Origin of the sequence: Micromonospora sp. NPDC049049 (assembly GCF_040649115.1) — a bacterium.
Lineage (GTDB): Bacteria > Actinomycetota > Actinomycetes > Mycobacteriales > Micromonosporaceae > Micromonospora.
In genome coordinates, this window is the sequence record NZ_JBEZEX010000005.1 from 1 (window position 1) to 23,913 (window position 23,913).

General features: G+C 70.1%; 16 protein-coding genes. 9 read left to right on the forward strand and 7 right to left on the reverse strand.

Annotation, left to right across the window (positions count from 1 at the left end; genetic code table 11):
• Positions 1-537 precede the first annotated feature (537 nt).
• The 4 genes from AB0B68_RS07290 to AB0B68_RS07305 all read left to right on the forward strand — a co-directional run bounded on the left by AB0B68_RS07290 (position 538) and on the right by AB0B68_RS07305 (position 3,750).
• A complete protein-coding gene (locus AB0B68_RS07290) occupies positions 538-960 on the forward strand; it encodes a MerR family DNA-binding transcriptional regulator (RefSeq protein WP_357204454.1) in 423 nt (140 codons plus the stop codon).
• Positions 961-1,052: 92 nt separating this feature from the next.
• Complete coding sequence (gene modA, locus AB0B68_RS07295) at positions 1,053-1,853, forward strand: molybdate ABC transporter substrate-binding protein (protein ID WP_357204460.1); 801 nt, start codon at positions 1,053-1,055, stop codon at positions 1,851-1,853.
• 5 nt (positions 1,854-1,858) lie between these two features.
• Positions 1,859-2,686: a molybdate ABC transporter permease subunit gene (gene modB, locus AB0B68_RS07300; RefSeq protein WP_357204458.1), complete on the forward strand. Its 828-nt coding sequence runs from the start codon at positions 1,859-1,861 to the stop codon at positions 2,684-2,686.
• Positions 2,683-3,750: an ABC transporter ATP-binding protein gene (locus tag AB0B68_RS07305; RefSeq protein WP_357258295.1), complete on the forward strand. Its 1,068-nt coding sequence runs from the start codon at positions 2,683-2,685 to the stop codon at positions 3,748-3,750. Before modB ends, AB0B68_RS07305 begins: the two co-directional genes overlap by 4 nt.
• 206 nt (positions 3,751-3,956) lie before the next feature.
• Here AB0B68_RS07305 and AB0B68_RS07310 read toward each other — a convergent pair whose 3' ends face one another.
• From AB0B68_RS07310 to AB0B68_RS07325, 4 genes are all read right to left on the reverse strand, one after another.
• Entirely contained in the window at positions 3,957-4,370 is a 414-nt protein-coding gene (locus AB0B68_RS07310; RefSeq protein ID WP_357204450.1) for a type II toxin-antitoxin system prevent-host-death family antitoxin, read from the reverse strand.
• Positions 4,371-4,399: 29 nt separating this feature from the next.
• Positions 4,400-4,972: a GNAT family protein gene (locus AB0B68_RS07315; RefSeq protein WP_357258626.1), complete on the reverse strand. Its 573-nt coding sequence runs from the start codon at positions 4,970-4,972 to the stop codon at positions 4,400-4,402.
• A 107-nt stretch (positions 4,973-5,079) separates the two neighbouring features.
• Complete coding sequence (locus AB0B68_RS07320; protein ID WP_357258297.1) at positions 5,080-5,520, reverse strand: hypothetical protein; 441 nt, start codon at positions 5,518-5,520, stop codon at positions 5,080-5,082.
• 33 nt (positions 5,521-5,553) lie between these two features.
• Positions 5,554-6,780 carry a hypothetical protein gene (locus AB0B68_RS07325; protein ID WP_357258299.1) on the reverse strand — a complete coding sequence of 409 codons (1,227 nt, stop codon included), beginning with the start codon at positions 6,778-6,780 and terminating at the stop codon, positions 5,554-5,556.
• A gap of 166 nt (positions 6,781-6,946) precedes the next feature.
• Here AB0B68_RS07325 and AB0B68_RS07330 point away from each other — a divergent pair, with 166 nt between their 5' ends.
• Positions 6,947-8,506, forward strand: a complete 1,560-nt coding sequence (locus tag AB0B68_RS07330; protein WP_357258301.1) for an NAD(P)/FAD-dependent oxidoreductase — start codon at positions 6,947-6,949, stop codon at positions 8,504-8,506.
• 27 nt (positions 8,507-8,533) lie between these two features.
• On the opposite strand, the gene AB0B68_RS07335 is transcribed toward AB0B68_RS07330, so the two are convergent.
• On the reverse strand, positions 8,534-9,352 hold the full coding sequence (locus AB0B68_RS07335) for a hypothetical protein (protein WP_357258303.1): 819 nt from the start codon (positions 9,350-9,352) through the stop codon (positions 8,534-8,536).
• Positions 9,353-9,746: 394 nt separating this feature from the next.
• Between AB0B68_RS07335 and AB0B68_RS07340 the strand changes: the two genes are divergently transcribed.
• From AB0B68_RS07340 to AB0B68_RS07350, 3 genes are all read left to right on the forward strand, one after another.
• Positions 9,747-10,076: a trypco2 family protein gene (locus tag AB0B68_RS07340; protein WP_357204440.1), complete on the forward strand. Its 330-nt coding sequence runs from the start codon at positions 9,747-9,749 to the stop codon at positions 10,074-10,076.
• Between the two features lie 21 nt (positions 10,077-10,097).
• The gene (locus tag AB0B68_RS07345) at positions 10,098-15,404 is read left to right on the forward strand and encodes a serine protease (protein ID WP_357258305.1); all 5,307 of its coding nucleotides are present in this window, start codon (positions 10,098-10,100) and stop codon (positions 15,402-15,404) included.
• 263 nt (positions 15,405-15,667) lie between these two features.
• A complete protein-coding gene (locus AB0B68_RS07350; protein WP_357204439.1) occupies positions 15,668-19,132 on the forward strand; it encodes a ThuA domain-containing protein in 3,465 nt (1,154 codons plus the stop codon).
• Positions 19,133-19,235: 103 nt separating this feature from the next.
• On the opposite strand, the gene AB0B68_RS07355 is transcribed toward AB0B68_RS07350, so the two are convergent.
• Positions 19,236-19,691 carry a nuclear transport factor 2 family protein gene (locus tag AB0B68_RS07355; protein ID WP_357205027.1) on the reverse strand — a complete coding sequence of 152 codons (456 nt, stop codon included), beginning with the start codon at positions 19,689-19,691 and terminating at the stop codon, positions 19,236-19,238.
• A 197-nt stretch (positions 19,692-19,888) separates the two neighbouring features.
• Between AB0B68_RS07355 and AB0B68_RS07360 the strand changes: the two genes are divergently transcribed.
• On the forward strand, positions 19,889-20,533 hold the full coding sequence (locus AB0B68_RS07360; protein WP_357205024.1) for an alpha/beta hydrolase: 645 nt from the start codon (positions 19,889-19,891) through the stop codon (positions 20,531-20,533).
• Between the two features lie 112 nt (positions 20,534-20,645).
• Here the strand turns inward: AB0B68_RS07360 and AB0B68_RS07365 are convergent, their stop codons facing one another.
• On the reverse strand, positions 20,646-23,717 hold the full coding sequence (locus AB0B68_RS07365) for a S8 family serine peptidase (protein ID WP_357258308.1): 3,072 nt from the start codon (positions 23,715-23,717) through the stop codon (positions 20,646-20,648).
• Positions 23,718-23,913 lie beyond the last annotated feature (196 nt).

Genomic DNA, 23,913 nt, shown 5'->3' on the forward strand with positions numbered 1-23,913 from the left:
CTTCACCACCACAGCCGCAAACTCCTTTTGCGGGTAATTGTTCTTGTGTTCGCCGGGGCGGCGCCCCCCCCCCGGCCCCCCCCCCCCCCCCCCCCCGCCCCCACCCCACCCCACCCCACACCCACCCGCGCCCGCGCCCGCGCCCGCGCCCGCGCCCAACATCCGCGCAACTTCGCGGATGTTGCTGCCTCCGACGCGGGAGAGGCAGCAACATCCCTGATATTGCGCGGATCTTGACCACGGCCACCTAGCCGATCGGTCGGGAGTGTGGTTCTGGGGTGCCCGCGCCTCACACCCGGGCCTCACACCCGCACCCCCATCAAGATCGCGCTCCAACCAGGATGTAGTGGCCTCATCGCTCGCCGACACCACTACTTCCTGGTTGCAGCACGATCTTGCGGGCTCGGACCAGGGATCCGCGGGCGTCCTGAGACAGCACAGCAGGATGCAACTGCGGGCCTGGGCACCGAGCAACCCACACTTTTGCTGCTTATTTCGGGGTTTCGTGCTGGCAAATGCGGGCGTTAGGGTGAGCCTGTGACGACGTACCGGATCGGGGAGGCGGCCGACCTGCTCGGCGTCAGCGCCGACACCATTCGCCGCTGGGTGGACGCCGGGCGCCTGACGGCCGGGCGCGACGAGCACGGCCACCGGGTCGTCGACGGCGTCGACCTGGCGTCGTTCGCTCGCGCCCAAGCCAACGACCCGGATGCGGGCGCCGAGTTCTCCTCGGCCCGCAACCGGTTGCGCGGCATCGTCGTCGACGTCCGTAAGGACACGGTGATGGCCCAGGTCGACATCCAGGCGGGCCCGTTCCGGGTCGTGTCACTGATGAGCCGGGAGGCCGTCGACGAGCTCGACCTGCGGGTCGGTTCGGTGGCCGTTGCGGTGATCAAGTCGACCACTGTCGTGGTGGAGCGGGCCGCACCCGCCCCGGCGCGCGGACGGTCGGCCAGATGAACGCGGCGACGGTCGCGCGGACGAACGCGGGAACGATCGGCCGGATGAACGCGCGGGCGGTCGCCCAGACGAAGGTGCAGATGGGTGCACCGATGCACGCGCGCACGGTTGCCCGGAGCAGGCGTACGGCGGTGGCTGTCCTGGTGGCGGGCCTGGCGCTGACCGGCTGCGGCGCGGGCGACGGCCGGGCAAACGGCAGCGGTGCTGGCGGGCGGGTGACCGGCTCGGTGACCGTGTTCGCGGCCGCCTCGCTGACCGAGTCGTTCACCCGCATCGGGAAGGACTTCGAGGCCGCCTACCCGGGCAGCCGGGTGACCCTCAACGTCGCCGGCAGTTCCGCCCTGGCCAACCAGATCACCCAGGGCGCGCCGGCGGACGTGTTCGCCTCCGCCGCCGCGACGAACATGAGCACTGTCGTCGAGGCCGGCGACGCCGATGGCACGCCGAGCGTCTTCGCCCGCAACCAGTTGGTGATCGCGGTGCCGCGGGGCAACCCGAAGGCAGTGGCCGGCCTGGCCGACCTGAGCCGCCCGGGTGTGAAGGTGGCGCTCTGCGCCAGTCAGGTGCCGTGCGGCGCGGCGGCCCGCACCGCCCTGGACGCGGCCGGCGTCGCGCTGACGCCGGTCACCCTCGAACAGGACGTCAAGGGTGCGCTCGCCAAGGTGAAGCTCGGCGAGGTCGACGCGGCACTGGTCTACCGTACGGACACGCGGGCGGCGAGCGACGACGTGACAGGCGTGGAGTTTCCCGAGTCGGCGCGGGCGGTCAACGACTACCCGATCGTCGCGTTGAAGGACGCGCCGAATCCGAACGGCGCACGGGCTTTCGTCGCGTACGTCCGCTCGGCGCCGGCGCAGGCGGTCCTCGCCGACGCGGGGTTCCAGGCCCCGTGAGGCAGATCCACGAGCACAACGCACCGAGCGGCCGCCCGGCGACGGCTCGACGGCGGGGTCGGGTGCCGGCGGCGCTGCTGATCCCCGCCGGGCTGGGGTTGCTGTTCCTCGTCCTGCCGTTGGCGGGGCTGCTGATCCGGGCACCGTGGACGACCCTGCCGGAGCGGCTCGCCGCGCCGGGCGCGTTGACCGCCCTGCGGCTGTCGGTGCAGACCGCCACCCTGGCCACCGCGCTCTGTCTGCTGCTCGGGGTGCCGCTCGCCTGGGTGCTGGCCCGGGTCGAGTTCCCCGGCCGTCGGCTGGTACGCGCGCTGGTCACCGTGCCGCTGGTGCTGCCGCCGGTGGTCGGCGGGGTGGCGCTGTTGCTGGTCTTCGGCCGACGCGGCCTGCTCGGTGGCTGGCTCGACAGCACGTTCGGCATCACCCTGCCCTTCACGACCACGGGTGTCGTGCTGGCCGAGGCGTTCGTCGCCATGCCGTTCCTGGTGATCGCCGTGGAGGGTGCGCTGCGTGCCGCCGACCACCGCTTCGAGGAGGCAGCGGCGACGTTGGGCGCCAGCCGCTGGACCACCTTCACCCACGTCACGCTGCCGCTGGTGGCGCCCGGCCTGGCCGCCGGGGCGGTGCTCTGCTGGGCCCGGGCGCTCGGAGAGTTCGGTGCCACCATCACCTTCGCCGGCAACTACCCCGGTCGGACACAGACCATGCCGCTCGCCGTCTACCTGGCGTTGGAGACGGACCTGGAGTCCGCGATCGTGCTCAGCCTGGTGCTGCTCGTCGTGTCGGTGGGCATCCTGGTGGCGTTGCGGGACCGCTGGATGACCACCGCATGAGCGACCGACTTCTCGACGCGAGGCTCGTCGTCGACCGGGGCGTCTTCCGGCTCGACGTGCCGCTGGGGGTTGCCCCGGGCGAGGTGGTGGCGTTGCTCGGCCCGAACGGCGCCGGGAAGACCACCGCGCTGCGGGCGCTGGCCGGGCTGCATCCCCTCACCGACGGGCACGTCACCCTCGACGACGTCGACCTGGACCGCCCGGCGACCGGGGGCTGGGTGCCCACCGAACGCCGGTCGATCGGCGTGGTCTTCCAGGACTACCTGCTGTTTCCGCACCTCAGCGCCTTGGACAATGTGGCCTTCGGACCGCGCCGGCGCGGCGTCGAGCGGCGGGCCGCCCGCGCCACGGCCCGGGAGTGGCTGGGCCGGGTGGGGCTGGAGGCGCAGGCGCAGCGCAAGCCGCGGCAGCTCTCCGGCGGTCAGGCGCAGCGGGTGGCGCTGGCCCGCGCGCTGGCCGTGGCACCGTCGCTGCTGCTGTTGGACGAGCCGCTCGCCGCGCTGGACGCCCGCACCCGGCTGGACACCCGCGCGGAGCTGCACCGGCACCTGTCGGCGCACGCGGGCGCGACGGTGCTGGTCACCCACGACCCGCTGGACGCGTTGGCGTTGGCCGACCGACTGGTCATCGTCGAGGGTGGCCGTGTGGTGCAGGAGGGCGACGGGCCGAGCGTGACCGCCCGCCCGCGCACCGACTACGTCGCCCGGCTGGTCGGGCTGAACCTGTACCGGGGCCGTGCCGACGGGCACGGGGTGCGGGTGTCGCCGGAGCTGACCCTCACCGTCGCCGACCGGTTGGACGGCGAAGCGTTCGTGGCGTTTCGCCCGGCCGCTGTGGCTCTGCACCCGGCCCGGCCGGACGGCAGCCCACGGAACACCTGGGCGGGCACAGTGGCCGGCGTCCAGCGCCACGGTGACAACGTGCGGGTGCAACTGGACGGACCGATCGGGGTGGCCGCCGACGTCACGCCGGCCGCCGCCGCCCAGTTACGGCTGATCCCCGGCCAGCGGGTCTGGGTGGCGGTCAAGGCGACCGAGACCCACGCGTACCCGGCCACCGGCTGACCCGACGCCGGCCACAGCGTCACCGGGGTGGACCCGACCGGCGCGTCCGGCGCCGCCGCCCGTGCCACGCCGACCGCCGGCCCGCGCGGACGCCGATCGGCTTGCCCCGCCAACGCGGGACCCGTCAGCCGGCACGACACCGCCGCACACCCGGCGCGGCACCCGCCAAGCGGGTGCGGCCAACGCGGCGCGGGCAGGGACGCTGGTCAGCCGGCGAGCAGGTCGGCATGCGCGGCGCGCAGCCGGGCCAACGTCGGGTCGCTGCCCGGGACGACGCGGCTGTCCAGCTCGGCCCACGCCTCGGCCAGCGCCGCACGGACCGCGCCCAGCTCGGCGGCGTGCCGCTGTGCGCTGCGTCGGTGCTGCTCCTCAAGGCGGCGGGCCCAGCCGGCGGTGACCGTCGCGAGCCGGTCGGCGTCGGCACGGGCCTGGGCGGCACTGCGGGCGGCTGCGGCGGGGACGATCGCGGCGACCGGGCGGGGATCGCCGTCGCGGGTGACGACGGTGACCGCGTCGGTCAGCTCGGCCAGCGCGACGAGCTGGCTGAACCGGGTGCGCGCCTCACGCAGCGGCACGGAACGCGGCGGGTCGGAATGAGGGGTGAGCGCGGGGACGGCCATGGATGCATGGTGCCGCGCGGGTATGACAACTATTCGCGGTCGTCAGTGGACGGTGCGTAAGAGTCGGTCCACTCGTCCGCCAGCACCGACCAGATTTCAATGTCGATCCGACCGCGCGGACCCGGGATGACCTGGCGCAACGTGCCGTCGAGGCGCAGGCCGAGCCGGTCGGCGAGGGCCTTGCTGCGGGTGTTGTCGGCGTTGGTACGCCACTCCACCCGTTGGATGCCGCGCTCGCGCACCGCCCAGTCGACGATCCGGCGCACCGCCGGGGCGACCAGGCCCCTGCCCTGCGCCGCCGGCTCCACCCAGCAACCGACCTCGCAGACGCCCCGGGCCACGTCGAACGACACGAACATGACCCCACCGACGAGCGTGCCCCGCCACCACAGCCCCCAGATGCCGCCGCTGTCGCTGGCCCAGAGGTCGGCGTACCGCTGCAACACCGCGCGGGCCGACGGCAGGTCGGTGGCGACGAAGGACGGCGAGACCCAGGGTCGGATGTGCTCGCGGGCCCGGTCGAGGTGGGCGAGGAACTCCTCGGCCCGCCACGGGTTCAGCGGGCGCAGCTCGACATCCTCGGTCAACGGCAGGGCGAACACCGGGCCTCCACTCAGTACGCTTCTCACGTCGGTAGCAGGCTCGCACAGCCACCCTGGCCGAAGCACGACCACCCTCCGCGCTCACCCCGGCGATGCGTCCGCAACGCTCACCCCGGCAGGTGCGTCCGGAGCGCGGCGAACTGGGCCACGGTCAGGTAGGAGGGGTTGGCGGCCTGCGGCTGACGGAACACCTCCAGGGCGGCGAGCCGGTCGTCGGCACGCAACAGCAGCCGGGAGATGCGGTCCTGTTCGGCGAGGATGGGCAGATCCAGCGGCACCGACCACGGCTGCCCCGGTGCGCCTGGCTCGGCCGCCCCGGTGACCTGCCCGACGCCCCACACCCCGTACGGCAGTCGGCCCCGGCTGCCGCTGGCCCAGAAGACCACCGGCTGCCCGGCGCACATCAACCGCGCCCGGTAGCCGGGACGCACGCACCAGCTCGTCACCAGTGGCTTCCGGGCGAACCGGGCGGCGAGGTCGACCAGGTCCGCGTTGCCCTTGATCAGCCAGGCGCCCAGGTCGTCGAGGCGTACCCGTGGCTCGGTCATCCGCCTATCCTGCCCGGCCGCCGGCCGTCCCAATCAAATGATCATGTGGGTCCAGTAGCTGAGCCACAGCACGAACAGCGCGCCCTGCACCACCGCGAGCGTCGCGGTCAGCCACACGTCCACGCTGGTACGGCGGGCCCAGCGGGCCAGCACCAGCGCCACCGGGAAGGCGGCGAGCAGATAGCGCAGCAGGCTCTTGTACACCGGCGGGCCCATCGACAGCGGCACCAGCACCATGAGGACGCCGTACACCAGGTAGGCCAGCTCCCGGCGGCGGAAACCGACGACCAGCACCGCGAGGACGGCCACGGCGAACCACACCCGAGCGGCGTCGCGCGGCTCCCCGGTCAACCCGTCGAGCAGCACCGGGACGGGGTTCTGCACCTCGATTCCCCATCCGGTCTCCTGGGCGTGCTGGTAGGCGAGCCAGTCCCCGCCCCGCCACCGGCAGTACGCCATGAAGGTGAACCACCCGGCGGGTAACAGCAGCAACGGCCAGCCGATCCGGAGGTAGCCGAGCAGGGCGCGCGGCCCGAGCCGCCAGTCGTGCTGCCGGAGCAGCACCAGGGCCAGCGGCAGCGCCACGAGCAGGCCGACGGAACGGCTCATCGCCAGGAAGTAGCCGATCACGCCGACCAGCAGCCACCGGCGTCGCTCGGCGTAGAAGAAGGTGGCCAATGCGAGGCAGACGAAGAGCGACTCGGTCAGCGCGGCCTGGAACAGGAACGCGGTCGGCAGCAGCACCAGGTACCGGATGAACCGGCGGGCCGCGTACGCGTCGCCGAGCAGCAGCTCCGCCAGCCGGTGGCCGTACCAGAGCGCGAGCAGGAACGCGACGTTGCTGATCACCAGCAGTGCCAACGCGTTGTCGCCGCCGAGCACCGCGCCGAGGGGCCGGGCCAGGAACGGGTACAGCAGCGGAAAGCCGAAATCTCGCCACGGCCCGGTCAGCGGCAGGGTGCTCAGTCGCAGGTACAGCAGCGAGTCCCAGGCGAACCAGAAGGAGATCCACCGGTGCCCGGAGATGTCCCGCTGCTGCGCCCACATCAACGCCTCGTCCGGCGGCGGGGCCCCGGGGACGCCGTCCCAGGCGTGCAGGACCAGGAGCCCGAGCACTGTGAGCAGCAGCTTCCCGCCGAGGAACAGGCCGATGACGTACGGCCAGGGCGCCGGCACCCGGCGGGCCAGGCGCGCTGCGCCTCGGCCGGTCGCGACCGCCCGCGCGGCCAGCGTCGCCGCGCCGCTGCGCCACCGGTCCATCCGCCCGCTCCCCCGCTCCCCCGGCGCGCGGGGAGGTCGCTCTTCTCGTGGTACGCCACCGCGCGCCCCGCCGAAGCGAGGACCGGCTAGCACTAAGTGTGACATTCTGCGCGTAACGGGTGGACGCCGCGCCTCAACCATGGCGGTGAACAGGGAGCGCGTCAGCATGAGCGAGCAGAACGGCACGGTGGTCATCGGTGCGGGGCCGGCCGGGCTCACCGCGGCGTACGAGCTGCTCCGGCACGGCCGGTCGGTGCAGGTCTTCGAGGCCGACGAGGTGGTCGGCGGGATCAGTCGGACCGTGGAGCGCGACGGGTGGCGGTTCGACATCGGCGGGCACCGGTTCTTCACCAAGGTGCCGCGGGTGGAGGCGTTCTGGCACGAGATCCTGCCGGACGAGGACTTCCTGACCCGGCCCCGGATGAGCCGCATCTTCTACCGGGGCGCCCTGTTCAACTACCCGCTCAGCGCCGTCAACGCGCTGCGCAACCTGGGTCTGCCCGAGGCCGTCCGCTGCCTCGGCTCGTACGCCCGCGCCCGACTGCGGCCACCACGGGACCAGTCGCACTTCGAGGGCTGGGTGTCGGCCCGGTTCGGCTGGCGGCTGTACTCGATCTTCTTCAAGACGTACACCGAGAAGGTCTGGGGTATGCCGGCGGACCGGTTGCAGGCCGACTGGGCGGCACAGCGGATCAAGAACCTGTCGCTGGCCACCGCGATCCGCAACGCGCTGCTGCCCCGACGTCGGCGCACGGACGTGACCAGCCTGATCGAGGAGTTCCAGTACCCGAAGTATGGGCCCGGAATGATGTGGGAGCGCTGCGCCGAGCAGGTCCGCCAGCGGGGCGGGCACGTGTGGACGGGCAGTTGGGTCACCGCCGTGCACCGCGACCCGGCCCGTCGACGGGCGATCAGCGTGACGGTCAACGGCGCGGGCGGGCAGCGTACCGAAGCTGCCGACCACGTGATCTCGTCCATGCCGATCTCGGAGCTGGTGTCCGTGCTGCACCCTCCGGCGCCGCCGGAGGTGCTGGCCTGCGCGGCCGACCTGCGCTACCGCGACTTCCTGACGGTCGCCCTTGTCGTGCCGGCGGAGTTCTCGTTCCCTGACAACTGGATCTACGTGCACGACCCGGGGGTGCGGGTCGGTCGGATCCAGAACTTCGGCTCCTGGTCGCCGTACCTCGTCAAGGACGGCCGCACCTGCCTCGGCCTGGAGTACTTCGTGTTCGAGGACGACGAGATGTGGCGTACCCCGGATCCCGACCTGGTGGCCCTCGCCACCGCGGAGCTGGAGCGGTTGGGGTTGGTCCGACCCGGCGTGGTGGAGGCCGGCTACGTCGTGCGCATGCCCAAGGCCTACCCGGTGTACGACGAGCGCTACCAGCACAACGTGGACGTGATCAGGGCCTGGCTGACCGAGGCGGTGCCGAACGTGCACCCGGTGGGCCGCAACGGCATGCACCGCTACAACAACCAGGACCACTCGATGCTGACCGCGATGCTCACCGCCGAGAACATCGCCACCGGCAGTACGCACGACGTCTGGTCGGTGAACGTGGAGCAGGACTACCACGAGGAGTCCTGCGGCGGCGACGGCCGGCGGGGCACCGGCCGGGACGCGCCGGTGGTGCCCAGCCGGATCGTCGCGGCCCCGATCACCGTGCCGGAGGGGTCGGACGACCGAGCCGCTGTCGCCGCTCCCCCGTCTCACGCGGGAAGCTGAGCACGCCCTCGCGGCACGAGCAGGTGCTCAACGCGGCAGATGCGTGCAGTGTGCCACTGTGGCGTCGTCCGGGCTGCGCGCATCCGCGCCACCGGTGGTCTGCGCCTCGACCTGCCGGACCCGGGCGATGACGCCGGCCGGTCCGCTGGCGCGAAGCAGGTCCAGCACGCCCGGCCAGTCGGTCCGGCCGTAGGGGCTGACGATGCGGCTGGCACCGTTGCTGAGCAACGCGACACCGTTCAGGCCGGCGATCCGCCGGCTGCCGGTCACCGCCTCCCGCGCCGCACGGGGGTCGTCCTTGGCGATCCAGTAGCCGCCCGGCTGGTTCCGACGGGCACGCAACGCGGTGACGCACAAGGCTCGCACCTGGTCGTACTCCGGGGTGTCCTGGGCAATGCCGGCCAGCGGCGTCGCGCATTCCCGCCGCGCAGTCATCTCACGCTCATCAGTGATCACCAGCGGGCCGGCGTCGACCTGGTCGAGGACGAGGAAGGAGTCCGCGAGCAGGAGCCAGTCCAAGCGGCCCTGGCCGGCACGGACCATGGCGACGGTGGCCTGCGGGCTGCTGGGGTCCGCGATGTCGCAGGTGTCGCCGTGCTCGGCGGCGATCGCACCGATGGCGGTGGCGAGGATCGCGGCGAGATCTGGTTCGTCGCCGCGCGACAGGTGGCCGAGCAGCGCGCCGCCGAGGCGGTGCGTGTACCAGGCGACGCCGTGGGAGCACAGCGACTCGGCGCCTGGAATGCCGGCGCCGTCGAGCAGGACGACAGCGCCGGGAACCGCACCGACGAAGTCCTCGTTCGGCCGATCGGCTCTGCCGACGCTCGTTACCAGGCTGACGCGCACTCGTGGGCTCCTGTCCGGACACGCGGCGCCGTTGGGGTGGGTACGGTCAGCACCGCGTGGCGCCCAGCGCCGCGACAGCCCGGCGGCTGCGGTGGGGCGGGCAGCCCGTACTGGTCCGCCCATGGGCGGGCGGCCAGGTTGTGGTGGAAGGTCTCCTCGGCATCGAGGTGGGCGCCGTCGATGACGAGCCGGGCCACCGTGGATACCTGCCGGTTGCGAACCAGGCCATGCTCGACGCCGCATCGGACATCACCTCGCCACCCAGCATCCACCGCAAGCCATCACGCTACCGACCGGTGAGAGCTGGCCGCGAACTCGACCCCCACTGTTGATGGACCGTGACTGATACGGTCCAGATGCGTGACGTCCGGCCGAAGAGAGGGAACGCGAGCCAATGGATATCGACGACGAGGACACTCAGGGTTGGGGTCTTGCGGACGCGATCGAGGCCCTCAAGGCCGATCTGGCGGCAGCTGCCGTCACGCCGACCAGCTATCCGAAGTTCCCGGTGACCTCGGCGACGATCGAGTTGAAGGTCGTCGCGACGCGCAGCAAGACCGGCAAGGCCGGGTTCAAGGTGCCGTTCATCCACACCGAACTGGGTGGCGAACTGGGTCGCGTAGACGAGGTGCTCAGCACCATCACCGTGCAACTGGGAGCGCCAGTAGATGCGGTGGGCAACCAGGTGAGCATCTCGGACTCGGCTGACCAGTTGAAGCGCTGAGGCGATCCGTAGCCCACCTCGATGCACGTCGCGGAACGCGTCCTCGGGATAGCCGCCGATAGAGGGGTCGGCCATCCCGACGGCCGATATGGCTTCGGGTCCGGCTTCCTCGTCGCGGGCCGTGCCGTTCTGACCTGCGCCCACGTCGTCGCCGGTGCCCGCGAGGTGCTCCTGAACGACGCCGTGGGCAACGAATACACCGGACACGTCGCACATCTCGGTGACCGACGGCCGCCCGGCACCAGCATCGCCCCCGACCTGGCCATAGTCGAGATCGACGACCCCGCGGTGGACGCGTCGCCCTTTCCGATCGCCGAGATCGACCGCACGGGCATGGGAACACTGGAGTCGGTGCGCATCGTCGGATGGCCACGGTTCATGGATACTGCGGACAAGACCGGCCGGAGCACCTACTCCGCCGTCGGCACGATCGAGGACATGACCCGGCGGCGTGAAGGGCTACTCCGCGTCGACGTCAGTGGCAGCCCGCCGGCGAACGTCGAGCCGGGTTCCCCTTGGCAGGGGTTTTCCGGAGCGCCGGTCTTCGCTGACGGGCATCTGGTCGGGGTCGTGACCACGCACGGCCTGCCGGAAGGCCCCAGCGCCCTCACCGCCATACCCCTCACCGTGAATCTGCCGGACGGCTGGCGGACGGCGCTTCGCGCGACCCACGTCTCTCCCCTGCACATCGTGCGGCCGGGGCCGGCCGGCCCGCCCTGCGTCGTTCACCACCAAACGGTGCTGCGGTCACTGAACGGCTATCGTTCCAGTCTGCTCTACGACGTCATGCCCTACGTCGAGCCGCACGCCGAAGCCGTCTGGCGACCGAGCAGCGTCTGGCAGAGGTTGCGTGCCGATGACGGCCCGAACGCCGTCCTGGTGAGCGGACACGGCGGTATCGGCAAGACCCGCACACTGCTCGAGGTTGCCGGCATGGCCGTCGAGGATGGCTGGACGGTTCTGCACGTACGCGCGGGGAACGCCGCGCGGGTGGTGGATCATCTGACCACATTCGTGCGGTCGAGCTTCGCGCCTGTGCTGCTGGTCGTCGACTACCTCAACCAGAGCCTGGCGAAGGACCTCGACCTCCCGCAGTTGCTCGCCCTGATCCAGCAGAACCGACGCGGCTCCGGCCCACACCTCGCCGTTCTCGCCAGCGCCCGTACGGGTTGGCTGCTCACGCCTGCCCACGCCCGCGAGGTTGTCGCCCTCGAACAGATCCAGCTCGCGCCCGAGGCCGCGGACCTGCGGGCCATCTGCGCGTCGCTGGCACAGGCCGTCGCCCCGCGCGCCGCTGAGCAACTGGGTCTGGACACCCTGCTGGGGTACACCGACGCCGTTCGGCCCATCCTCACCCTCCTGGTGGCCCGGCAGATCGAAGATCGGGTCACGCGCGGGCTGGCCCTACCGCGCGCCACCATGGACGCCCACGACCTCCGGCAGTGGCTGGAGCTGCGCCTCGACGAGGACCAGCTCGTGCCACGGCTCGACTCGCCCGAGAGTTTGTGGGGCCCGGAGGTGGAGGTCCACATCCGGGCGGCGGCAGCCGTGTTCCTCGCCACCCCGGGCACCGAGGCGACGCTCGTGGAGACCGCGTCGCACATATTCAATGATGGTGCCTCGGCGGCGAACCTGCTGCGTCTGCTCATCAAGATGGGCTGGCTCATCAGCAGCGACGGCGGCCTCGACTCCGTACACGACGTCGTCACGGACTTCCTGGTCAGCGGAGTCGTCTTCTGGAGCACCACAGGTGCCCTGCGCCAGGCACTGACCGCACAGCTCATGGACGCCGTCGGCCAACAGCAGGCATCCCTGGAGCACGCGCTGGTCGCGCTCGGCCGGCTCGTCGACGACATTGACGAGAGGGAACGTGCGGTCGACCTGGTAGGCGAGATCGACCGCTGGTTCGGAGAACATCGCGAGTCGGTGGTACGGCTGCTGCTGCAGGACAAGCGGATTGGGGCCCGGACGGCGGCGGTGCTGGTAAGCAGCGGCATGCTCACGACGACCCGGCAGGCATACTGGGACCACGCGTTCGGCCCTCTGCTGACGGCGCTCGGCCGCGAGCCGGAGGCCTTCTCTCTCCTCCTGGCCGCAGTGCGTGCGGTGCCCCTCGAAAGCCGGGACGTCGTCGCTGAGCTGGCCGACCACGCGATCGCCTGGCTTACCGGACGTCCGCTGGCTGGGGTCGAACAGCTTCTCCGACTGCTGCTCCGCCGCGACGACCTTCCACCGGATCGCGCCAGGGCAGCTGTTCGGCTGGCCAACGACTGGCTGCGCCTGCACTCGCGCGACGCTCGGTCCGACGTCCTTCTCAGTTCCACGCTGATGTGCGACATCGTGGATCACGAGGCGGACGCCGACCTCGAACGGCTCACCGGGTTCGCACTGCAGTGGCTGGCCGCGAACGGCACACAACTGAGAGCGTCGTACCTCCTGCGAGCTATGAGCAGGGTCAAGCACCTACCCGATGATGTCGTTGGGCCGCTCGTCTCCCGCGCACTGTCCTGGCTGGGAACGCACGGCGAGACCATCGAGGCGAGCTTTGTGCTGCCGGGCTTCCTCAATCAAACGGCGGTACCGCAGAAGAGTGTCACCGACTTCGTTGGAGCGGCCCGAGCTTGGCTTGCGCACCACCAGACGCGGCCGGAGGCCAACTACGTTCTGGCGCACCTGCTGACCCGCCACGGGCTCGATGCCGAGGTCGTTTCGGAGACCTTCGATCACACGCGTGAGTGGATCAAGCAGAATTCGAACGACCCCAGCGCCGACTACCTTGTCCAAAGGGCACTGGCCCACCCTGCACTGCCCACGGAGATGGCGGGGGTCGTCTACGCGGCGGCGTCCGAATGGTTGGCGAGCTACGGGTCCCTTGAGACGGCGACCTACCTCCTGCAGGTGCTCGTGCCCGCGAACGGCCTACCCGAAGACCTGCGCGCCACCACGTTCACCACCGCACGAACCTGGCTGCAGACACACGGCCAACACCTCACCGCGAACTACCTCCTCCAGGTGCTCGTGGCCGCCACCGGACTACCCGAAGACCTCCGCGCCACCACATTCACCACCGCACGAACCTGGCTGCACACCCACGGCCAACACCTCACCGCGAACTACCTCCTCCAGGTACTCCTGCCCGCCACCGGACTACCCGAAGACCTCCGCGCCACCACATTCACCACCGCACAAAGCTGGCTGCACACCCACGGCCAGCACGTCGACGCGGCCTACCTCCTACAGGTGCTCCTGCCCGCCACCGGACTACCCGAAGACCTGCGCGCCACCACGTTCACCACCGCGCGGACCTGGCTGCACACCCACGGCCGACACCACACCACACGACACCTGCTCGCGGCATTGCTACAGACCGATGGGCTGCCCGAAGACCTGCGCACCATGACGTTCAGCAGCGCACAGGCCTCGCTGCAGACGCACGGCCAACACCTCACCGCGATCTACCTCCTGCAGGTACTCCTGCCGGCCACCGGCCTACCCGAAGACCTCCGCGCCACCACGTTCGCCACCGCACGAACCTGGCTGCACACCCACGGCCAACACCACACCGCGAACTACCTCTTGCAGATGCTCCTGCCCGCCACCGACCTACCCGAAGACCTCCGCACCACCACATTCACCACCGCACGAACCTGGCTGCACACCCACGGCCACCACCTCGACGCGGCCTACCTCTTACAGGTGCTCCTGCCCGCCACCGACCTAACCGAAGACCTCCGCACCACCACATTCACCACCGCACAAAGCTGGCTGCACACCCACGGCCGACACCACGCCGCACGACACCTGCTGGAAGCACTGCTACAGACCGATGGACTGCCCGCAGACCTGCGCACCACCACCTTCACCACCACACAGACCTGGCTGAGGACACACGGCCAACAGCTCACCGCGAACTACCTCCTACAGGTACTCCTGCCCATCAACGGACTACCCGAAGACCTCCGCACCACCACATTCACCACCGCACAGACCTGGCTGCACACCCACGGCCAACACCACACCGCACGACACCTGCTGGAAGCACTGCTACAGACCGGCGGACTACCCGCAGACCTGCGCACCACCACCTTCACCACCGCACAAAGCTGGCTGCACACCCACGGCCGACACCACGCCGCACGACACCTGCTGGAAGCACTGCTACAGACCGGCGGACTGCCCGCAGACCTGCGCACCACCACCTTCACCACCACACAGACCTGGCTGAGGACACACGGCCAACAGCTCACCGCGAACTACCTCCTACAGGTACTCCTGCCCATCAACGGACTACCCGAAGACCTCCGCACCACCACATTCACCACCGCACAGACCTGGCTGCACACCCACGGCCAACACCACACCGCACGACACCTGCTGGAAGCACTGCTGAGAATCGATGTCGTGCCGGCCGCAGCTCGGGAACTGTTCGTCGACGCCGCGGTATCCTGGCTGGATTTGTGGTGGCAGGAGGCGTCGGCAGTTTCGGTTCTCAGCGCACTGCTTCGAATCGAGTCACCTGGCAGCGACGCTGCCGACCACCGGAGTGGTGCCACCATCCCCGGCGCGAGACTGGTCGAACGGGCACTGCAATGGCTGTCCCGTTTCGGGTCGGCCACGGAAGCTCGGTCGGTCCTCGGTCTCTTGCTGCGGTCGCCGGCTCTCGAAGCGCGGGCACGCCATCAGGTGCTCCAGGCCGCGGTGGTCTGGCTGAACGAGCACGCCGATTCACCTCGCGCCTGCGAGATCATCTCCGCGGTGCTGGGCAATTCGGACGTGCCGAAGGAGATGCTGGTCGACGCGTTCGAGGGAGCGCGCATCTGGCTGAGTCGACCGAAGCCCAAAGCATCCCGAGCCCGACCTGTCATCGAGGCCCTCTTCCGGCGGCAGCCGGAATATCCGGAGGCGGTCCGAGCAATCGCTTCCCAGTACCTGATCGCCCTGGAGCGTGGGATCGACACGGCTCAGACCCGGTTTGCTCTCGCCGCTTTCCTCACCGAACCGCTCCTGGACGGCGAGGTCCGGGAGACTGTCCTACGCCTCACTCGCGAATGGCTGGTGCGGTTTGCCGAGCTGCCCTCCGCCCACCTCGTCCTCGGAGCCACGGCTAGCCGCGGTGACCTGACCGCGGACGAGGTGCGGTGGTTCGAGCGCTTCGTTGCGGCATGGCTGGGCGAAAATTCGCAGGCACCGCCCGCACGTCCGCTCGCCCAGGCGCTACTCGACGGCGCCGTGACGTTTCCACACGCATTGCACGGGGAGCTGCTCAGGATTGCGCAGGCCAGCTACGACGACTCCGCTGGTCGCAGTGCCGGAACGGGTGGCGGCTAGCTAACCCCTGCGCCAAAAACCCCGCGATCGACCGTGCGCTCGGGGCCCGCGGGCCACCGCGCCGTAGCTGGAGGCGTCGGCCAGGGGCGGAAGCTGCTCCACCGCACGCCGTGGCCCGTGGGCCCCGCCGAGGCGCGGACGCCGGCATGTCGGGAAACCGCTTACCAGGCCACTATTGACGGTCTTCACTGGCTGTCAGTACCGTGATGCGGGCAGCGAGAAAGCGCTTTCCGACCCCTCACCGTCCGACAGGGAGCGCCCCCATGCCCCGACACCTCCGTGCGTTCTGCCTGATCCTGCTCGCCATCGCCACAGCGGTGAGCACCACCACCGCCCTGCCCGCCGAGGCCGCCCCGCGCTTCCGGGTGATGGTCTTCTCCAAGATCACCAACTTCTACCACGACTCGATCCCGGCCGGCATCGCCGCGATCCAACAGCTCGGTGCCGCCCACAACTTCGAGGTCGTCGCCACCACCGACGCGGCGGCCTTCACCGACGCCAACCTCGCCACCTTCGACGCTCTCGTGTTCAACAACACCAACAGCCTCCCGACCTCGGGCGACCTGCTCAACGCCAGCCAACGGGCCGCGTTGCAGACGTTCATCCGCAACGGCGGTGGTTGGGCCGGCCTGCACGCCGCCTCCGCCAGCGAACGCGACTGGCAGTGGTACGAGGGCCTGGTCGGCACGATCTTCGACTACCACCCCGACTTCTCGTCCACCGGCGGCACCTTCCCCGGCCGGGTCAAGGTGCTCGACCGGGCGCACCCCTCCACGCGCAACCTGCCGGAGCTCTGGGAGCAGAGCGAGGAGTGGTACAACTGGCGGACCAACCCGACCGGCAACGTGCACACCCTCGCCCAGATCAAGGTGCGCGACGGGATCAACGGCCTGGACGAGGGCGTCGACCACGCGTACTCCTGGTGTCAGCCCTACGACGGCGGCCGGTCCTGGTTCACCGCCGGTGGGCACGCCAGCTCGCAGTTCAGCAGCGCGACCTTCCTGGAGCACCTGCGCTACGGCATCGAGTGGGCGGCCGGCGCGGTCGCCGGTGACTGCTCGGCCACCAAGACCAGCAACTTCGAACGGGTGGGGCTGGTCACCGAGAACCTGGCCGACCCGTTCGAGCTGGCCGTCGGCCCGGACCGGAAGGTCTACTACATCCAACGCACCGGCGCGCTGAAGGTGGTCAACTCCGACACCCTGCAGGTCACCACGCTGATGGACTTCGCGTACACCTCGGCGATGACCGACCAGTCCGACGGGCTGCTCGGGATGACCCTGGACCGCAACTTCGCCAGCAACGGCTGGATCTACCTGCTCTGGTCGGACAAGACCCTCAAACAGCTCAACCTGTCCCGGTTCACTGTCGCCAACAACAGCGTCGCGCTCTCCTCGGAGAAACGGCTGCTGACCGTCCCCACCTATCGGGGAGAGGGCCGGGCCAACTCGCACATGGGCGGGTCGCTGGCCATGGACACGGCGGGACGGCTCTACGCGGCGATCGGTGACAACACCGACCCCTTCGCCTCCAGCGGCTACACCCCGGTCGACGAACGCTCCGGCCGCGCCGCCTGGGACGCCCAGGGCACGGCCGGCAACACCAACGACCTACGCGGCAAGATCCTGCGGATCACCCCACAATCCGACGGTACGTACACAGTGCCCAGCGGCAACCTCTTCCCGGCCGGCACCGCGAGGACCCGGCCGGAGATCTACGCGATGGGCATGCGCAACCCGTTCCGGATCACCGTCGAGCCGCAGACCAACGCGGTGCTGGTGGCCGACTACGGTCCGGACGCCCGCGCCGCCGACCCCAACCGCGGTCCGGAGGGGACTGTCGAGTTCAACCGGATCACCAGCGCCGGCAACTTCGGTTGGCCGTACTGCGTGGGCAACAACATCCCGTTCAACGACTACAACTTCGCCACCAACACCTCGGGGGCGAAGTTCAACTGCGCCGCACCGGTGAACAGCTCACCCAACAACACCGGCCTGACCACCCTGCCGGCGGCGAAGTCCGCGCTGGTCTGGTACGCGTACTCCGCCTCCACCCAGTTCCCGGAGCTGGGCACCGGTGGTGGCGGGCCGATGAGCGGCCCGGTCTACGACTACGACCCGACCAACACCCGCACCACGAAGTTCCCCGAGTACTTCGAGGGCAAGTGGATCACCTATGAGCTGACCCGCAGGTGGTTCAAGACGCTGTCGATCCACAAGACGGCGCAGACCTTCAGCAACGCGCGCTTCGGCCCGACCGCCGTGGGTGACCTCCAGTCCATCAACGGGATCTTCGACAACATGAGCTGGATCCAGCCCTTCGAGGCGGAGTTCGGCCCGGACGGTTCGCTCTACGTCATCGACTTCGGCGAGGGCACCGGCAGCGGTCGCGGCGGCAGCAACGCCGGCGCGGGCATCTACCGGATCGACTACGTCGCCAACGGGCGGCCACCGACCGCGAAGATCGCCGCCAGCCCGGACAGCGGACGTACGCCGCTCGCTGTCAGCTTCTCCTCGGCCGGCACGACAGCGGGTGACGGCACGGCGCTCAGCTACGCCTGGGACTTCACCAACGACGGCAGCACCGACTCCACCGCCGCCAACCCGAGCCACACCTACTCGACGGCCGGAAAGCACACCGCCCGGCTGACCGTGCGCAACAGCGGCAACGGGTTGACCGCCACCGCGGTCACCGACGTGGTGGTCGGCAACACCCGGCCGACGGTGACCATCACCGTGCCCGACGGCGGGTTCTTCGACTTCGGTGACAAGATCCCGTACACGGTGACGGTCACCGACCCGGAGGAGACCACCATCGACTGCGCCAAGGTGACGGTGCAGACGCAGCTCGGCCACGACTCGCACGCCCACCCGCTGGACGTCTACACCGGCTGCTCCGGGCTGCTCGCCACCGAGGCGGACGCCGGTGACGGCCACGGGCCGGGGCAGAACCTCTACACCCTGATCACCGCGCAGTACACCGACGGCGGCGCGGCCGGGGGCGTACCGGCCCTGACCGGCTCTACCCGCGTGCAGTTGCAGCCCAAGAGCAAGGAGGCCGAGCACTTCAGTGCCCAGTCCGGCGTCACTGTCAACGACCGGGCCACCGCCCGCGCCGGCAAGCGGCTCGGCGAGGTCGACCACAACGACTGGGTGGCGTTCGGGCCGGCGGACCTGCGCAACGTCGGCTCGGTGACGCTCGGGGTGACCAACGGCGGGCTCGGCGGCACCATCGAGCTGCGCACCGGCTCTCCCACCGGCACGCTGATCGGCACGGCCACCATCGGCTCCACCGGCGGGTGGGACAACCTGGTCTCCCCCACCGTCACGCTGACCAACAAGCCCACCGGCACGACCACCCTGTACGCGAAGTTCGTCAACGCCGCCCAGGTCGGTGGCACCCCGGACCTGATGGCCCTGGACTGGCTGCGGTTCAACGGCGCCGGGGTCAAACAGGAACCGGGCGGGACGTTGTCGCTGGGCGCCAGCCCGACCGGCGGCGCCGCGCCGCTGACCACCACGCTCACCGCCACGGCGACGGCGCCGTCCGGGCAGAGCATCACCGACTACGCGTGGGACTTCGGCGACAACAGCGCCATCACGCACGGAGCGACACTACGGTCGACGGCGCACAGCTACCCCCGCAAGGGGACCTTCACCGCCCGGGTGACTGTCACCTACACCAGCGGGGAGACCCGCTCGCTCAACCTGACCCTCACGGTCAGCTGACCCCGGTAGCCGGCGGGCGGGAGCGTCCCGCCCGCCGGCGCCACCAAGCAGGCCTGATCGCCGTGCCGCTCATCGGCCGGCCGATTCCAGGGCTGATCGACGGCTACGCCCTCGATGGGGGTGCTTCTTGCGGACGCAGTGCGGTCAGGAGGCTGTCGAGTTGACCCCAGGCCCGCGCGCTGGCGATGGGGTCGATGTAATCCCTGGACTCGATGATGAGCCCGTCGCGGATACGCATCACGAAGACGCAGGGCACCGTGAACGCCTCACCCGTCTCGGCCACCTGCCCCTGATAGGCGAACTCGGCGACAATCACCTCCGGGTCCGCAGTCTCGTGAACTGTCACGTCGACTGGCTTACGGACCAGCGTCCGGGCGACCGGAGGCCGCGAGGTGAAGTGCTCGTGCAGTTCGTTGCGGCTCCGCAGCGGCGGCGGGTCGAGCGGGTGGAACGGATGCGTCACGTGGGTCTGTTCGGCGTACAGCTCGGCCAGGTCGTCGTACGGACCGTCACAGACACCGTTCACCAGTCGGAGGAACGTTTCACGTGGGCTACTCATGCCGGGCTTCCTTCGCGATCGGTAGATGTCACCTGAGCCACGCCGAGACCTACCTCCGGGGCGGCTGGTACCCCAACGACGGCACCCTACTGACCTCAGCCTCGATCTGACTGTCCCGAAGCGCTTTCTTCGCCCCGTATCCACTGCATCGGCACCGACGGAGGCGCGTGTCGTACCTGTGTGTGAGGCTACGAGACATGGCGACTTTCGTTCTGATCCACGGCGGTGGGGGCAGCGCCTGGGACTGGCATCTCCTTGTCCCCGAGCTGACCAGCCGGGGCCACGACGTGGTAGTACCGGAACTGCCGATCGAGGACACATCCGCGGGGTTCGCCGAGTTCTGCCGGACTGTCGTCGACGCGATCGGCGACCGGCGTGACCTCGTGGTCGTCGGGCACTCGTACGGTGCGTTCACCGCGCCGCTCATTGCCGACAAGCTGCCGGTACGGCTGCTCGTCCTGCTCACACCGATGGTCCCCAGACCTGGCGAGAGGCCCGGTGACTGGTGGGCCAACACCGGTTACCGCAGCGCCGAAGGGCTCACTGAGGAGGAGCAGTTCTTCAACGGTGTCCCGGCCGAGATCATCGCGGAGGCAGCATCACACAGCCGGGGCCAGGTCAGCGCGGAGGGCGACGAGCCGTGGCCCCTGGACGCCTGGCCAGACGTGCCGACGACGGTGCTCCTCGCACGCGAGGACCGGTTCTTCCCGGCGGACTTCCAGCGCCGGGTTGCCGCCGACCGACTCGGCGTCGTTCCGGATGAAATAGATGGCGGCCACTGCGTGCCGCTCAGCCACCCGAAGCAACTCGCCGACCGCCTGACCGCGTACCCGCTGACCTGAAGGCGTGACCACGGCCGTCACCGTCTGGGACGGCGGCGAGCACCGGCCCGGCCGCATCGAAAATGACGGTGGGGCGGTGCACATTGGCACCGCCCCACGCCTGGTTGAACGGTTACTGCCAGGAACTCTGTTGGGTGTAGACCAGGTTGCCGGGGACCACAGTGCCGTTGGTGCTGTACTCGGTGTACGCCCAGAAGTCACCCTCGGCCAGCGGCTTGTTCGGCTTCAGCGTGAAGTTGAAGCCCTGACCGCGCTCCGAGGTGGAGGGCAGCGTGAGGGTGGCGCCCGAATACTTGGCGTTACGGCCGATGATGGCGTGACTCAGGTCGAAGTCGACGACCGGAGCACCGGGGTACTGTGCGAACACGTACGCGGTGTAGCGCCCCGGCTCGGGCAGGAACTTGTACGCCTGCTCAGCGCTGGTCCAGTACCTGTCACTGCTGTAGATCAGGGTGTCGCCCTTGTACAGGTAGAGATCGAGGTTCGTGTTCGGATCAGCGGTGTTGGCCTCGACGACAATGCCGGCGGTGTTCGCCGGCACCGTGAAGTCGACCTTCTTCACACCGGTGGCGCTCGGGTCGAACACGCCCCCGTAGACGCCGGCCGGCATCGAGTACGACGTGCGCCGCATCGGCGTGTAACCGGTGCTGCGACCGACGAGCGGGCCGGTGAAGCCCGGCTGGACCATGCCGAAGGCGCCGTTGGCCATCCGGGCGAACTCCTCGCCGTCGTCCGCGTACGGCCGGGCCGCGATGCCCCACGGACGGGCAGCGACCGGAATCCGGGCGCTGTGGGCCTTACCCTGCCAGGTGATCGCCCCGGTCACGTACCGGTCCCACGGCGCGCTGCCTCGACGCAGCGTGATGGTGACCGTCGCGGACTTGCCGGGGGCCAGGGTCACCGATGCCGGCGACACGGTGACCTTCATGCCGGGCAGACCGGACACCGACGAACGGTAGGTCTCCCGCGCCTTGCCCACATTGGTCAGGGTGCGGGTGAGGCTCACCGGGCGGGTCCCGTCGTACTCGCGCAACGAGATGGCCGGCAGGTTGAGTTCCTTGCCGTCGGGCGCGGCCGTCTCGCTGAACTCGATCAGCTCGGCCGCGGTGGGCTCGATGACCAGTCCCGGGTCGGTGGCCCGGGGCAGGTTGATGAAGCCGCTGCCCTGCTCCAGGGGGCTGCTGGTGCCAACGGTGTCGGTGGCGGTGGTGCGCAGCGCGGAGGCGACCGCGCCGGGTGACCAGTCCGGGTGCGTGGCGCGCAGGATCGCCGCCGCCCCGGCCACGTACGGCGAGGCCATCGAGGTGCCGGAGTACGCGTCGTACTGTCGCCCGAAGTTGCCGGCCGGTGAGACAGCGGCGATGATGTTCGATCCGGGCGCGACCAGGTCCGGCTTGAAGACGCCGAGGGTCACCTTGTCCGGGCCGGTGGAGGAGAAGTCAGCCACGCTCGGGATGCCCGGGACGCTGGAGCCGTCGCCGCCGGTGCGCAACGACACTGTCGCGTCGGTGGGGTGGCGCATCAGGTAGTTGAACAGTGTGCCGGCCTGCTTCTCGGTCGGCAGGTAGACCACCGGGAAGTTGAAGATGGAGTTGATCCGGTAGTTGCCGACCGGGTCGAACACCATCATCGCCGCCCCGCCCTTGGCCTTGATCTCGGCGGCGGAGCCGAACATGTCGGACAGCGCGCAGGCGACGACCTTGCCCTTGATCTTGGCGGGGTCCAGGCTTCCGGGCTCGCAGTAGACCGCGCCCAGATCCGGCGAGCCGGCCTGGTCGCCGAAGACCAGCGGCCGTGCGCCTCCACCAGGCAGGGCGTCCAGCGAGCCGCCGACCAGCTTGGTGCCGTCGCCCAGCTTGGCGGTGGCCTCGTCGAGCTTGGTCACCGCCGCGCCGACAGTGGTCACCCAGGGCGCGGCGTTGCTGATGGCTCCACTGACGATGCCGGTGTTGCCGGCCGACGCCGCGACGAAGACCCCGGCCAGCGAGGCGTTGAGGAACGCCACGCCGATGGGGGTGTTGGCCTCCCAGTCGCCGAGGTCGGAACCGATCGAGAAGTTCAGCACCTGTACGCCGTCGGCGACGGCCGCGTCGATTCCGGCGATGATGTCAGCGTCGTAGCCCATGCCACCCCAGAGCACCTTGTAGACGGCGATCTGGGCATCCGGCGTCACCCCGGAGACGGGACCGTAGCGGCGACCGTCGATCGTGACGTTCGCGATGGGCAGGCCGGCCGCGGTGGAGGCGGTGTGGGTGCCGTGCCCGGACGCGTCGCGGGGGGACAGGAACTCGCCCTCGGGCACCGAGCCACCGCCGGCGAGCCACGAGTCGGCGAAGTACCGGGCACCGACGATCTTGCCGTTGCAGTGCGCGGCCACGAAGGCCACACCGGTCTGGCAGGTGCCGTGCCAGTTCGCGGGAGCGGGCATCGTCTTGGCGAACGACGCGCTCTCCGGCCAGATGCCGGTGTCCAGGACGCCGATCACCATGCCCGCGCCGGTGCCGGGTCCGGGCTTGGCCGGCCGGCCGGAACGGTCCGTCGGTGCCGACTGGTCCGCGCCACCGGGGGTGGCGGGCGTCGGGTTGTCGGCGGTCGCCGTGCTCGCGGTGGGCGGCGCGGAGGGGGTGCCGAGGGCGCGCGAGGCGGTGACGGCGCGGACGCGCTTGTCCGCCCGCAACGTGCTCACCTGCTGGGTGGTCAGCTTCGCCGAAAACCCGTTGAACGCGGTGGTGTAGACGGCGTTGACAGTGACCCCGGCCGCGGCGGCGACGGCGCTCCGCTGCGTGTCGAGGTGCCGGCGGTATGCCTGCGACGGCGTGGACGTCACGTCCAGCCGGTTGCCCGCCGCCGGGCGGGTCCGCGCCAGACCGGACACCCCACCGGTGTACGTGGTCAACGGGTCCTCGGCCAACTCGACGACGTACATGCCGGGGCCGGTCTCGTCGACGGCTGCCTTCGGCGTGGCCGCGCGGTTGCCGCCGGGTCGGCGGTCGGCCCCGTCGGTCAGGGTGACCGACTTGTCGGACCCGGCGGTGAAGTAGCCGGCGCCACTGCCGTTAACCGGCGACCCCGAGGGTGCCGCCAACGCCGTTCCCGCGACACCGGTGGTACCGGTGATCAGGGCGACGACCAGCGTAGGTATCGCCAGTCTTCGCAGCCTGTTTCCGCTCGTGCCTGTAGCCACGAGGCTCCTTTCGGTTGCTCCCTTGTGGAGCTGTTCATCGATCGCGACCCGCTCATGGGAGCGCTCCCCCACCTAAGCCGCCGATGGTTAATCGATGGTTTGCGCGGTGTTACGGATCGCCGGTGCGTATAAGATCACGTTCCGCCGGCCGCGCCTAGATCATGTTTTTCCGGACGCCGTGGGAGCAGGGCATACA

What these genes read in the sequence shown, in the direction of transcription:
- AB0B68_RS07345 (WP_357258305.1), top strand. Translation starts at nt 10,098, where the DNA reads ATGCACGTCGCGGAACGCGTCCTCGGGATAGCCGCCGATAGAGGGGTC.
- AB0B68_RS07320 (WP_357258297.1), bottom strand. Translation starts at nt 5,520, where the DNA reads ATGACCGAGCCACGGGTACGCCTCGACGACCTGGGCGCCTGGCTGATC.
- AB0B68_RS07350 (WP_357204439.1), top strand. Translation starts at nt 15,668, where the DNA reads ATGCCCCGACACCTCCGTGCGTTCTGCCTGATCCTGCTCGCCATCGCC.
- AB0B68_RS07310 (WP_357204450.1), bottom strand. Translation starts at nt 4,370, where the DNA reads ATGGCCGTCCCCGCGCTCACCCCTCATTCCGACCCGCCGCGTTCCGTG.
- AB0B68_RS07325 (WP_357258299.1), bottom strand. Translation starts at nt 6,780, where the DNA reads ATGGACCGGTGGCGCAGCGGCGCGGCGACGCTGGCCGCGCGGGCGGTC.
- modA (WP_357204460.1), top strand. Translation starts at nt 1,053, where the DNA reads ATGCACGCGCGCACGGTTGCCCGGAGCAGGCGTACGGCGGTGGCTGTC.
- AB0B68_RS07330 (WP_357258301.1), top strand. Translation starts at nt 6,947, where the DNA reads ATGAGCGAGCAGAACGGCACGGTGGTCATCGGTGCGGGGCCGGCCGGG.
- AB0B68_RS07355 (WP_357205027.1), bottom strand. Translation starts at nt 19,691, where the DNA reads ATGAGTAGCCCACGTGAAACGTTCCTCCGACTGGTGAACGGTGTCTGT.
- AB0B68_RS07305 (WP_357258295.1), top strand. Translation starts at nt 2,683, where the DNA reads ATGAGCGACCGACTTCTCGACGCGAGGCTCGTCGTCGACCGGGGCGTC.
- AB0B68_RS07340 (WP_357204440.1), top strand. Translation starts at nt 9,747, where the DNA reads ATGGATATCGACGACGAGGACACTCAGGGTTGGGGTCTTGCGGACGCG.
- AB0B68_RS07360 (WP_357205024.1), top strand. Translation starts at nt 19,889, where the DNA reads ATGGCGACTTTCGTTCTGATCCACGGCGGTGGGGGCAGCGCCTGGGAC.